11 protein-coding genes and 1 pseudogene are annotated in these 11,813 nt (G+C 73.6%); 2 read left to right on the top strand and 10 right to left on the bottom strand.

Features of this window, described 5'->3' with window-relative positions; translation table 11 throughout:
• Positions 1–27: 27 nt before the first annotated feature.
• From GHR20_RS21720 to GHR20_RS21680, 10 genes and pseudogenes are all read right to left on the bottom strand, one after another.
• Entirely contained in the window at positions 28–1,314 is a 1,287-nt protein-coding gene (locus tag GHR20_RS21720; RefSeq protein WP_243878103.1) for a pyridoxal phosphate-dependent aminotransferase, read from the bottom strand.
• 83 nt (positions 1,315–1,397) lie between these two features.
• Positions 1,398–2,435, bottom strand: a complete 1,038-nt coding sequence (locus tag GHR20_RS38165) for an AMP-binding protein (RefSeq protein WP_275549765.1) — start codon at positions 2,433–2,435, stop codon at positions 1,398–1,400.
• A gap of 122 nt (positions 2,436–2,557) precedes the next feature.
• Positions 2,558–3,001: pseudogene (locus tag GHR20_RS38160) on the bottom strand (AMP-binding protein); the annotation flags it as partial.
• Positions 3,002–3,048: 47 nt separating this feature from the next.
• The gene (locus GHR20_RS21710; protein WP_111585909.1) at positions 3,049–4,164 is read right to left on the bottom strand and encodes a Glu/Leu/Phe/Val dehydrogenase dimerization domain-containing protein; all 1,116 of its coding nucleotides are present in this window, start codon (positions 4,162–4,164) and stop codon (positions 3,049–3,051) included.
• 51 nt (positions 4,165–4,215) lie between these two features.
• On the bottom strand, positions 4,216–4,794 hold the full coding sequence (locus tag GHR20_RS21705; protein WP_243878102.1) for a gamma-glutamyl-gamma-aminobutyrate hydrolase family protein: 579 nt from the start codon (positions 4,792–4,794) through the stop codon (positions 4,216–4,218).
• Complete coding sequence (locus GHR20_RS21700) at positions 4,791–5,600, bottom strand: acetylglutamate kinase (protein WP_111585911.1); 810 nt, start codon at positions 5,598–5,600, stop codon at positions 4,791–4,793. Before GHR20_RS21700 ends, GHR20_RS21705 begins: the two co-directional genes overlap by 4 nt.
• Positions 5,597–6,655, bottom strand: a complete 1,059-nt coding sequence (gene argC / locus GHR20_RS21695) for an N-acetyl-gamma-glutamyl-phosphate reductase (RefSeq protein ID WP_111585912.1) — start codon at positions 6,653–6,655, stop codon at positions 5,597–5,599. Before argC ends, GHR20_RS21700 begins: the two co-directional genes overlap by 4 nt.
• Positions 6,652–7,506 (bottom strand): RimK family alpha-L-glutamate ligase, encoded by an 855-nt coding sequence (locus GHR20_RS21690; RefSeq protein ID WP_111585913.1) that lies wholly within the window; start codon positions 7,504–7,506, stop codon positions 6,652–6,654. The genes argC and GHR20_RS21690 overlap by 4 nt, the downstream gene beginning before the upstream one ends.
• A 1-nt stretch (position 7,507) precedes the next feature.
• The gene (locus GHR20_RS21685) at positions 7,508–7,693 is read right to left on the bottom strand and encodes a lysine biosynthesis protein LysW (protein WP_111585914.1); all 186 of its coding nucleotides are present in this window, start codon (positions 7,691–7,693) and stop codon (positions 7,508–7,510) included.
• A 114-nt stretch (positions 7,694–7,807) separates the two neighbouring features.
• Entirely contained in the window at positions 7,808–8,959 is a 1,152-nt protein-coding gene (locus GHR20_RS21680; RefSeq protein WP_148027076.1) for an isopropylmalate synthase, read from the bottom strand.
• A 231-nt stretch (positions 8,960–9,190) separates the two neighbouring features.
• Between GHR20_RS21680 and GHR20_RS21675 the strand changes: the two genes are divergently transcribed.
• Positions 9,191–10,393, top strand: coding sequence for an acyl-CoA dehydrogenase family protein (locus tag GHR20_RS21675; RefSeq protein WP_194858949.1), 1,203 nt, complete (start codon positions 9,191–9,193; stop codon positions 10,391–10,393).
• A gap of 29 nt (positions 10,394–10,422) precedes the next feature.
• Positions 10,423–11,724, top strand: coding sequence for an acyl-CoA dehydrogenase family protein (locus GHR20_RS21670; RefSeq protein ID WP_153814122.1), 1,302 nt, complete (start codon positions 10,423–10,425; stop codon positions 11,722–11,724).
• The last annotated feature ends 89 nt before the right edge of the window (positions 11,725–11,813 follow it).

The following is an 11,813-nucleotide window of genomic DNA, read 5'->3' as shown; positions in this document are numbered from 1 at the left end:
TCCTTGCGGGGCGGGGTGGTCGCGTCGTCAGGGGGTGGGTCGGTCGGAGGCGGCGAGGTCGGTCAGGACCTCGGCGATGCGGTCCAGGGAGGCGCTGATCCAGGGCAGTCGGGTGGGGTCGGCGGCGTCCAGGGCGGCCAGCCGCTCGGCCTCCGTCTCGCCGTAGAGCCGGCTGGTGGCGATCCGGACCCGCAGGCAGTGCGCCGACTCGCCGAAGGCGGTGCCGGGCAGCAGTCCCACCCCGTAGCGGTCGGCGAGCAGGGCGGCGAGGGCGTCCCCGCCGTGCACGCCGTGGACCTCGGCGAGGCGTTCCCGCAGCGGCTGGAAGTCCGGGTAGAGGTAGCAGGTGGCGCGCACCGGGGCGAGCGCGGCGCCCGCGGCGGTAATCCGCCCGGCCGCGGCGCGCACCACCCGCTCGTGCAGCCGCCGGGCGGCGCCGACGTACGCGACCACCTCGGGCGGCTCGGCGAGGGCCCAGGCCGCGGCGGCCTGTACGGGGGCCGCGGTGCTCGACCAGATCTGGCTGGCGATGCCGACCAGCCGGGTGTGCACCTCGCGTCCGAGCGGGCCCTCGGGCAGCCGGGCGACACCGAGCCGCCAGCCGCCGAGTGCCAGGTTCTTGGTGAGGCCGGTGGTGACCACGGTCCGCTCCGGTGCGAAGCGGGCCGGGGAGATGGCGGGGCGGGCGGCGTCGAAGACCAGGTCGCAGTAGATCTCGTCGGAGACGATGACCAGGTCCAGTTCGCGGGCCGCCCGCGCCAGGCGCTCGACCGTGCCCGGGGTGGCGACGGTGCCCGTGGGGTTGTCGGGCAGGGTGACCACCACGCAGCGCGGGTCCCGCCCGGCGGCGCGGGCGAGGAGCACCGCCTCGCGCAGCGCCGCCGGATCGGGCACACCGCCCTCGCCCGGCAGGGTGGCCACCGGGATCGGCCGCGCCCCGGCCAGCCGGGCCTGCGCCGCGTAGCTGACCCAGCTCGGCACCGGCACCACCGCGTCCCCGCCGACGGCCAGCAGCAGGGCGAACAGCAGCGGCTTGCTGCCCGGGCCGCAGACCACCAGGCCGGGATCGACGGCCAGGTCCCGCCGCTCCCAGTAGCCGGCGGCGGCGGACCGCAGTGCCGCGCTCCCGGCCACCGGCCCGTAGGCGTTGCGGTCCGCCGCCGCGGCGAGCCGCTCGCGCAGTCCGGGCAGGACGGGCAGCCCGATCTCGCCGCCGGCCAGGGAGAGGACCTCCTCCCCGGCGCGGCGCCGGCGGGTCAGCGCCTCGTCGGCGGCGAGGGTCGCCGACATGGTGACGGGCACGGTCGCGGACATGGCGGGCTCCAACGGGTCGGGCCGGGCGGGCGGGTGACGGGGTCGCGGCGGGGAGACGGGGACGCGGGGAGGCCGGGAGGCGGTCAGGACCCGGCGAAGCGCTCCCGCAGGGCGACCTTGCGGACCTTCCCGGTGAGGGTCTTGGGCAGGGCCGTGACGACCTCCAGGCGCTCCGGGTAGAAGCGGGGGTCCTGCTCCGCCTCGCGCAGGTAGGAGCGGATCTCCTCCAGCGTCAGGGTGGTGCCGGCGCGCGGGACGACGACGGCGAGGATCGGGTCGTCGACCGTGCCGTTGGGGCCGACCAGCGCGGCCTCGGCCGCCTTCGGGTGCCGGGAGATGATCGCCTCCAGCTCGGCCATCGGTACGACGGTCCCGTCCCGCAGGATGGTGTCCTTGGCGCGCCCCAGGATGCGGATGCCGCCCCGGCCGTCCTCGCGTGCCACGTCACCGGTGTCGAACCAGCCGTCCTCGCTGAGTTCGGCGTCGAAGACGTCCTGCTGCTTGTAGTAGCCGAGCGCCCGGGACGCGCCGCGCACCTGGAGCCGGCCCACCGCGGCCCGCTGGGTGAGGTCGTGGCACAGGCTGATGCGGATCTCCATGGAGTCGATGGGCCGGCCGTGGCTGTGCGCCGCCCAGTCCTGGTTGTAGTCGAGCCGGCTGATGGTGACCGGGCCGAACTCCGACATGCCCCACACCGAGTACGTGCGCGCCCCGAAGGTCTGGCGCAGCTCGTCCACCAGCGGCTGGAGCACCGGGGCCGCGCCGGTGACCGTGTGCCGCAGGCTGGACACGTCGTGCGGGTCGATCCGCTGGGCGCGGGCGACCCCGGAGAGCGTGGGCGGCGGGCCGTACAGCAGCGTGCCGCCGTACCGCTCGACCAGGTCCAGCAGACCGGCGTGGTCGGGTCCGTCCTGGAAGGCGATCGTGCCGCCGAGCATCACCCCGGCGAGGATGCCCTGGCCGAAGCCGGAGTAGTGCACCAGCGGGGTGGTGACGACGACGACCAGGTCGTCGCGGAGCAGGAAGGTGTCCACATAGCCGCGCACGCCCGAGTGGACCGTGTTCTGGCTGTGCACCACGCCCTTGGAGTAGCCGGTCGTGCCGGACGTGAACAGCACCACGAACGGCTCGTCGGGGCGCAGCTGGCGGCCCTCCAGGTCGGCCGAGCGCTGCTTCTCCCAGTGGGTGGCGACGAAGTGGTCGTGGAAGTCGAGGGCGCCCTCGGGGCGTGCCCGTCGACCACCAGCACGTGGTCCAGCGGCAGTTCGCCCTTGAGCGCGGTGACGGTCTCGGCGAGCGGATAGCCCTCCCACTGGGGCACGGTGACGCACACCTTCGCCTCGGTGAGCGCCAGCCGGTGGCGTAACTCGTCCTCCTGGCAGACCGGCGCGATCGGGCAGATCACCGCGCCGACCGCCATGCAGGCGAACATCAGGGGCACCATCTCCCACCGGTTGGGCAGCTGCACGGCGACCACGTCGCCCCGCCGCACGTCCAGTTCGAGCAGCGCTCCGGCGAACCGGTCGGTGAGCCGCGCCAGTTCGGCGTAGTCGAGGGTGTCGGTGCGCGCCTCGGCGAGCCGGCGCCCGGCGATGACCGGCTTGCGCGGCCGCTCCCGTGCCTGGCGGCGCAGGTCGTCGAGGAAGGTCTCGTCCCGCCACCAGCCGCGCCGCCGGTACTCCGCCATGCGGTCCGCGGCCGACGCGGTGGCCAGGATGGCGGTGGTCGTGGAGGTCATCGCCGCTCCTCACGCCGGGTCTTGAGCAGTTCGGGCAGCGGGTCTCCGGCGGTCGCGGCGGCGATCTCCAGCAGGTCCCGGGTGTTGCGGCGGACCCGGTCGCCGATCCAGTCGAAGACCCATTCCTTGCGGGCGTCCGCCGCCAGCTCGAAGGGGACGACGCGGGTGACGGCCAGGGCGGCCGAGCCGGCCCCGCCGATGTTGGCGATGACGCCCGGGACCAGCGTGGCGCCGGAGGCCCGCGCCTTGTCCCGCGCCTCGGCGCTGGAGGCGAGGTTCGCGCCCTCCACCACCAGGCCGGCCCGCAGCCGGTGCGCGTTGCCGTCGTTCAGGGCGTACTTCTGGGCGGCGAGGACCAGCAGATCGGCGTCGACGTCGAGCCAGGCGTCCGGCTCGGTGGAGGCGGTGACGTGCTGCGGCAGCCGGGAGCGGTCGATCAGCCCGAACTCGTCGGTGATGGACAGCAGTTCGGCCACCGGAAGCCGGTCCGCGCTGATGGTGCCCGCCACATCGGCCACGCCGACGATCACATGGCCGCGGTCCTCCAGGAACCGGGCGACCGCCCGGCCCACCGCGCCGAAGCCCTGGACGACGACCCGGGCGGGCCCGGTACGGCCGCTCGCCTCCAGGGCGGTGACCGCCGCCACGCCGACCCCGTGGCCGGTGCAGTCGATCAGGGGCTCGTAGTACGTGCGCCAGTCGATCGGCATGTCCGGCGCGCCCAGCCGGTAGCGGGGGTCGTAGCCGGCCTCGGCGAAGAAGACGGCGCGGTCGGCGGGGGTGACGCCCATGTCGATGCCGAGGTGGATGCCGCCGTGCAGCAGCGGCTTGACGGTGCGGCCGAAGGTGCGGAAGGTCTCCTGCCGGTCCGTGCCGTCGGAGACGATGCCCCCCTTGGCGCCGCCGATGGGCAGCCCGGCGAGGATGAACTTGTGCGTCATGTCGCGGGCGAGACCGGCGACCTCTTCCTCGGTGACCCCGGTGGTCATCCGTACGCCGCCCATGGCCAGGCCGTCGTGGAGGGAGTCGACGACGACCCAGCCCCTGAGCGCGCCGCCGCTGCCGTTCAGGTGGACCGTGAACGCGGGCTGTGGGTTTTCCAGTTCACTCATTGCCAAGTCCTTGCCTGCGTGGAGGTGGTGAGGGGGAGGGACCGTGCGCGGTCACTGGTAGAGCTCGGCGAAGCCCCGCAGGATCTCCAGGCCGTCGCTGCGGAACTCCAGGTGCGCCTGCGAGCCGAGGATCCGGCCGTCGTCGGAGCTCAGGAACTCCACGGGCGCGTGCTCGGAGCGGCCGATGGAGCGGAAGCCGGGGGGTGCTTCCCGGAGGTAGAGGGTGTGCCGGTGGAAGACGGTCACGGTCGGCTTCACATGGGTGAACAGCGGCTCCTCCTTGTCCACCCGCACCTCGTGGCCGCCGACCCGCTGGGGTCCCTCGGCGAGCCGGCCGCCCGCCGCGACCGCGAGGATCTGCATGCCGCCGCAGATCCCGAAGACCGGCACGCCGGCGGTCATGACGAGGTCGACGAGCGGTTTGTAGTGGGCGCGGTCGTAGGCCCGCACCTTGGTGCCGCTCAGGACGATCGCCTGGTAGCGGCCGCCGAGCCGGTCCGGCACGGACGCCGCGTCGACCGCGTCGGTGTCCGAGCCGAGTTCCTCGAACCGCTTGCGGAGCTGTTTCAGCGACAGCGTTCCGTTGTTGACGACGAGTACCCGGGACTGCGCCACGCGCTTGCTCCTCATGGTCGGGTGATGACGGTGCCGGTGCGGGCGGCGAGCAGGTCGGTGACCGGGGCGCTGCCGATGACGACGCGCGCCACGCCCGCTTCCAGTGCCTCGCCGGCGGCGCGCAGCTTCTTGCGCATGCCTCCGGTCGCGCCCTTGTCGCGGAACTCGGCGGCGGCCCGGGCGGTGATCTCGCGGACCGGCTCGCCGTCGATCAGCAGGTGTTCGACGTCGGTGACCAGCACCAGATCGGTGGCGCCGGTCGCGCCGGCGATCGCGGCCGCCGCCCGGTCGGCGTCGGTGTTGACCTCCTGCCCGGCCGCGTTGCGGGCGAGCGGGGTGACGAGACAGGCGTGGCCCGGCTGGAGGTTCTTCAGCGCGGTGGGGTCGACGCCGGTGATCGGGCCGACCAGGTTCTCCAGCTTGACCAGCTGCTTGTCCCGCCACCACCAGCGCTCGCCCTCGCCCGCGCTGACGAGCCCGTCGCTGGCGAGCAGCCGTTCCGCGGTGATCCCGCGCTGTTCGAGCCGGCCGAGGACCGTCTCGCCCAGCTCGGCGCTGACCGCCTTGATGTCCTCGATGACCTCGGGCGTGGTCCAGCGGCTCTGGTTGCCGTACCGGTCGCGCAGGATCGCGGAGGGCTCCCGGTAGCGGGCGCTGAGCTTCTTCAGCGGCTTGGACCAGCCGTGCACCAGGATCAGCGGCCGGCCCTCGGCGTGCCGCGCCAGGTCGTCCCACCAGCCGCCGGCGAGATCGTCGAGGCAGCTGCCGCCGAGCTTGACGACGGTCGGGGTGGCTTCGGGTGCCGTGCCCGGGCCGCTCATGCGGGCATCACCGGCTGCATCGCCAGGCCCGTCTCCTCGGGGAGTGCGAACCGCCGGTTCATGGCCTGGAGCGCCTGGCCCGCCGCGCCCTTGACGAGGTTGTCGAGGGCGGCGAGGACGACGATCCGGCCGCCCTCCTCGTCGTACAGGACGCTCACGTCGCAGAAGTTGGAGCCGAGGACCGCCTGCGGGTCGGGCACCGGGATCAGCGTCTCGGTGTTCCTGCGCACCCGCACGAACCGCTTCCCCTTGTAGAAGCGCAGGTAGGCGCGCTGGAGTTCACGGCCGTCCACCTCGTCGTCGGTGAACGCGTAGATGCTGGCGAGCAGCCCGCGGACATGCGAGACGCCGTACGCCGACATGCTCAGCGAGCCGACGGTGCCGGGCTTGCCGCGCTCCAGGAAGTCGCTCACCTCGGCGGCGTGCCGGTGCCCGGTCGGGGCGTACGGCGCGATGGCCCCGTTGCGCAGCGGGTGCAGGTCCGGCACCCGCAGTTGCAGACCGCCGCCGCTGGAGCCGCTCTTGCCGTCCACGACCACGGTCTTCAGGTGCAGCCCGAGGCCGAGGGTCAGCGGGGCGAGCCCGAGGGTGATCGCGGTGGCGTAGCAGCCGGGTACGGAGATCAGCGGGGCGCCGGCCAGCTGGTCCCCGACGAGTTCCGGTACGCCGTAGACGAAGCGGTCGGCGAGTCCGTCCGACCGCGTGGCCTTGGGGTACCAGCGCTCGTGCAGCCGGGGGGAGCGGATACGGAAGGCGCCGCTCAGGTCGATCACGCACGGGACGCGGTCGGCGAGGAGGGCGGCGAGTTCGGCCGAGACCGGGGCGGGCGTGGCGAGGAACACCACGTCGCACCGCTCGGCGAGGGCGTCCGCCGTGACGCGTTCGACGACCAGCCCCAGATCGAGACGGAGCCCGGGATGCAGCTGGGCGGGGCTCCGCCCGGCGCTGGAGTCGCCGCCGAGGAAGGTCAGTTCGAGCTCGGGATGCTGGCTCACCAGCCTGATCAGTTCACCGCCGGCGAGCCCGGAGGCGCCGATGATTCCCACGCGGATCATGCGAATATCTCCTGGAGGTGACGGGCGATGGCCGCCGGGATGTCCGCTCCGGTGACCGAGGCCACCCCTCGCCAGGCGGGGGCGTGGTTGACCTCGTTGACGAGGTGGCCGGCCGGTGTCCTGAAGAGATCGACGCCGTAGATGCCGTCACCGAGCTGGTCCACGACACCGTCGACCAGCTTCTGCACCTCGGGGTCGTGGGTGAGGGCCCGGCTCTGGTTGCCGAGCGCCGCGTTGCTGCGCCAGTCGGCCCCGGCGCTCTCGAACTCGGCGGCGGCGACGATCTCCCGGCCGACGACCAGGCAGCGGACCGAGCCGCCGCCCAGGTACGGCTCCACCAGGCATGCCTGTTCGAAGGCGTGGCCGAGGTCCTCGACGTAGTCGTAGACGGACTGCGCCAGATCGGCGTCACGGACCAGGGTGACGCGCTTGCCCATGCCGCCGTAGACGGGCTTGAGCACCACGGGCAGGCCCAGGTCGTCCAGGGCCCGGGTGAAGTCCCGGCGGGACAGGGCGAGCCGGAACTCCGGCACCGGCACGCCCGCGGCGCGCAGCAGGGCGCGCAGCACCAGCTTGTTCTCGCAGGCGTGGATGGCGGTGGCGGAGTTGAGGACGGGTACGCCGCTCGACTCGGCCAGGGTGGCGAGGAGTCCGCCCCGGGTGTAGCTGCGGCTGCGGACGAGCAGGGCGTCGTAGCCGTCGATGGAGGCGGTCCGGGACTGCGACTCCCCCAGGCACAGGGACTCGTCGTTGATCCAGTCGACCTGGAGCCCCAGGTCCGGTGCGCGGCGGATGAGTTCGCGCTCCTCCCAGCCGACCCGGTCCGCGACGATGGCGACTCTCAGGGTCATCTCACTGGCCCCAGTCGCGCAGCTGCACCTCGACCATCTGGAGGGACAGCCGGCCGTCCTGTATCTCCTCCACGCGCAGCGTGAGCATGCACTCGGGGCAGGAGAGGGTCTCGCCCTGGACCATCGGCGGCACGGTCAGGTCGGTCTCGCACTCGGGGCAGTCGCCGGTGAGGGTGGCGGTGGACATGGATCAACTCCTGGTTCGTCGTACGGGATCGGGGTGGGGCGGGGTGGGGTGGGGGGAAGCAAGTACTGGCGGGTTCAGACGGGGTCAGAGGGGGCCAGAGGAGGCCAGAGGGGTTCAGACGGCCTGGAAGTCGACGGCGGCCTTGCGGATCGCGTCCGCGTCGAGCAGGGGGGAGCCGTCGCGCTCCTGCCGCTCGGTGAGCCAGGAGGTGAAGGCGTCCAGGTCGACGAGGACGCCCGAGTCGGCCAGCGCCCACTTGACGAGCGCCGTGGTCAGGCGGGTACGGACCCGCAACCCCCGGGCGTTGCCCACGAGTTCGGCGGGCAGCGTCTCGTACGCCTCCGGGTGCGTGAGCTGGCCGGGCAGTTCGTAGGCGAAGGCGTGCGGGGTGGTCGGCCCGGACTGGAAGGCGTCCCCGAGGCCGGCGCCGTGCAGCGCGACGCGCGACAGCTCGGTGAGGTGGGTCAGGTCGAAGCGGGTGTCGCCGTGGATGACGCGCAGGGAGGTGAGCAGTTCGGCGAGCGGGGCGTTGCCGCCGCGTTCCCCGATGCCGCCGACGGTCGCCGAGATCCACCGCGCGCCCGCGCGGACGGCGGCGAGGGAGTTGGCGACGGCCATGCCGAGCATGTTGTGCGAGTGGATCTCGATCTCGGAGCCGTCGATCGCGGTGAGGTTCCCGATGACCTCCTCCATCTGCCAGGGCGAGAGGTACGCGACGGTCTCGGCCAGCCGGAACCGGTCGGCACCCGCCTCGAACCCGGCGGCGACGTAGGGGACGAGCCGCTCCTTGGGCGTGCGGGCGCCGTCCTCGCCGCTGAAGGTGACGTGGAAGCCGCGCTCCTTGGCCTGTGAGATCGCCGAACGGGCCAGCGTGTGCAGGAACTTGGCGCTGGGCGAACCGAGCTTGAGCTGCGCGTGCTGCTCGGAGGTCGGGATGGAGTACATGATGTGCCGCACGCCCAGGCGCTCGGCCTCGTCGAGCGCCCTCGCGACCTGCTGCCGGTCGCGCACCACGACGAGCGTCATGCTGCGCTCGGGGCCGACGGCCTCGTGGGTGGCGAGGACGAGATCGGCGTCCTTGGCGCCCGGGCCGGACACCATGCCGACCTCGACGAGCTCGATCCCGGTCTTCACCAGCAGGTCCGCGATGACCGCGGCGTCCTTGGGGCCGAACTCGACGCCGGCCATGTGCGCGGAGTCCCGCAGGGTCGCGTCGGACAGCCGGGGCGGCGCCGGAAGGCTGCCCCCGTGTTCTTCTCCAGCCATTGCGTTCTCCTCCTTTTGCAGGGCCGCCAACCATGATGGTCGGGGCGATGTGAGGGGACAACGACTCCGATGTCAGAGCATTGTCAAGGACTGTGAGGGAAAGTCAGCGGGGGTCAGTTCTGTGAATTCTCCGGGGACTGGTCGAAAAATCTGCATTCCGCGCCTGGAATTGTTCGAATGGTTGGCTACGGTGACCGAGCCTGTTTCCAGCAGATGGGAGTGGAGAGTTCGATGGAAATTCCGCCTTTCCCCACCGGTGCGTGGGCCCGGGAACTCGCCGGCCGCGTCGCGGCACCCACCACCGCCGACCGCGACCGCGAACGGCGCTGGGACCCGCGGCTCTTCGCCGAACTGGCCACAGCCGGGCCCGCCGGACCGGGTCTCGCCGGCCCCCTGGTCCCCCGGGACCTGGGCGGCGCCGGGCTGTCCGCCGCCCAGACCCTCGATCTCCTGGCCGGGCTCGGCGAGGGCGCCCGGGACCCCGGTCTCGCCCTCGCGGTCGGGGTGCACGCGGTGCTCGCCACCGTTCCGCTGCGCGCCTTCGGCAGCGCCCGGCAGCGGGAGCGGTACCTGCCCCGGATGGCGTCCGGCGAGTGGCTGGGCGCCCTGTCGCTGCACCAGACGCAGGGAGCGTCCGTCACCCCGGCCGTCACCGCACGGGCCGCCACGGACGGCTCGGGCGACTCGGACGGCTCGGGCGACTCGGACGGCTCGGGCGGCTCGGGCGGCTCGGGCGGGTGGGTCCTCACCGGCGAACTGGACCTGGTCGCGGGCGCGCCCGTGGCCCATCACTTCCTGGTCGTCGCCGCGCACGGGGACGGCGGCCGGACGGCGTTCGTCGTGGACCGGTCCACCCCCGGGCTGAGCGTCGGCGAGGCAGGACCGGCCGCGATGCCCACCTGCCCCTGGGGCCGGCTCGTCCTCGCGGACTGCGTGGTCCCGGACTCCGCGGTGCTGGGTACCGCGGGCGGCGCGGCGAGCGAGGTGGAGCCGCTGCTGGCGGTGCTGGACTGGGTCTTCTCCAGCGCGCCCTGGCTCGGTCTGCTGCGCGCGCTGACCCGGGACGCCATCGACGGTGCCCGCGAACGCCTGCTCTTCGGCCGGCCGCTCCACCACGACCAGTCCGTCCGGTTCACCCTCGCGGACCTGGCCGCGCGCTGCGAACTCGCCGAGGGAATGCTCCGCCGGGCCGCCGAGCAGTTCGACTCCGGCGCCCGGCCCGCGCACCAGGACGCGGCGGCCGCCCGGCTCTTCGTGGCGGCCGCCGTGCGCACGGTCACCGACGCGGCGACCCGGCTGTCCGGCCCGCTCGGCCTCACCGGCGACCACCTGAGCGGACGGGCCCACCGCGACGGACTGTTCTTCGCCGGCACCGGAGGCGGCACCGAGGTGCTGCGCCCGGTGATCGCGGCGTCCCTGCTCGAACTCGGCTGACCAGGCTCGACACGAGGAGCGCACAGGACATGAGCGGCATGACCACCACGACGAGTACGTACGACCCGGCCGGCGCCCCCTCCTCCGAGGGCGCCCCCGCGTTCGAGGGCGTTTCCGCCTTCGACGGCGCCGCCGCCTTCGAGGGCATCGCCGCCCGGGCCGCGGAGACGGACGCGACGGGCCGCATACCGGCCCGGAACTGGCAGGACCTCGCCGACAGCGGCTACCTGCGGCTGTTCCACCCGCCGGAGGTCGGCGGCAGCGGCGCCGACGCCCGCACCCAGGCGGACGCCATGGAGGCGCTGGCCCGGGCCTGCTCCGGCACCTACTGGGCGGCGACCGTGTCCGCGCTGCTGTGCGGCAAGCTGATCTCCACCTACGGCGACCTCCGCCACCACGAGCCGCTGCTGCGCTCCCTGCTGTCCGGGGAGAAGCTGGCCGCCTTCGCGGTGGTGGAGCGTACGGCGGGCAGCGACGCCGGCACCTTCCGCACCACGGTCCGGCCCGCCGGGGCGCCCGGCGGCGGCTTCGTCATCAACGGCGAGAAGTCCAGGATCACCAACGCGCCGGTCGCCGACGTCGCCATCGTGCTCGCCCGCCGGGAGCGGCCGCCGGGCGACGACGGCCCCGACTGGTGCCTCGCCTTCGTGGACCTGCACCGACCCGGTGTCGAGCGGTACGAGATCGCGCACATGGGGCTGCGCGGCATGCCGTGGGGCGGGATGGTCTTCACCGATGTCCCCCTCGCCGAGACCGACGTGGTGCCCGTGCCGTTCGAGGAACTCGCCGAGGGCATGGCGTGGGGCTGGCTGAAGAACTCGTTCGCCGCCATCGCCGTAGCCGAGTCCGCCCTGACGGCCTCCGTACGGCACGCCCGCGAGCGCGTCTCGTTCGGCCGGCCGCTGGCGCACATGGAGGGCGTGCAGGCGCAGCTCGCCGAGTCGCGCGCGCAGATCGACGCCGCCCGGCTGCTGGCCCGCCGGGCGATGGGCGAGCGGGCCGCGGGCCGCTCGGCGCGGGACCTGATCGCCATGCTCAAGATCTACGCCACCGAGATGGGCGTCGAGGTCGCCGCGCGGGCCGTGCAGATCCACGGGGCGAGCGGGGTGACCCAGGGGCACGAGGTGGAACGCCTGTACCGGGACGCCCAGATGAACGTCATCGGCGGCTTCACCTCCAACCGGCTGCGCGAGCAGGTCGCCGAGGGCATCGGCCTGGGCCCCGCGGTCTACAGCGCCTTCGACTGGGTGGCACCGGCCGGTCTCGGCCAGGACCCGGCGGGCCTCGACGGACCTCCGCGGCCCGAGGGAACGGCGCCTGAGAAGCCGTAGCGGAATTCGGCTCACGCCGCCGCGGGCCCGCGTCCCTTTCCGGGGCGCGGGCCCGCGGTGACGCTCCCGCGGTATTCGTCAGCCGCGCC

It is taken from the genome of Streptomyces sp. SUK 48 (assembly GCF_009650765.1).
In the GTDB taxonomy this organism is placed as follows: Bacteria; Actinomycetota; Actinomycetes; order Streptomycetales; family Streptomycetaceae; genus Streptomyces.
This window is presented reverse-complemented; position numbering and strand designations above follow the sequence as displayed.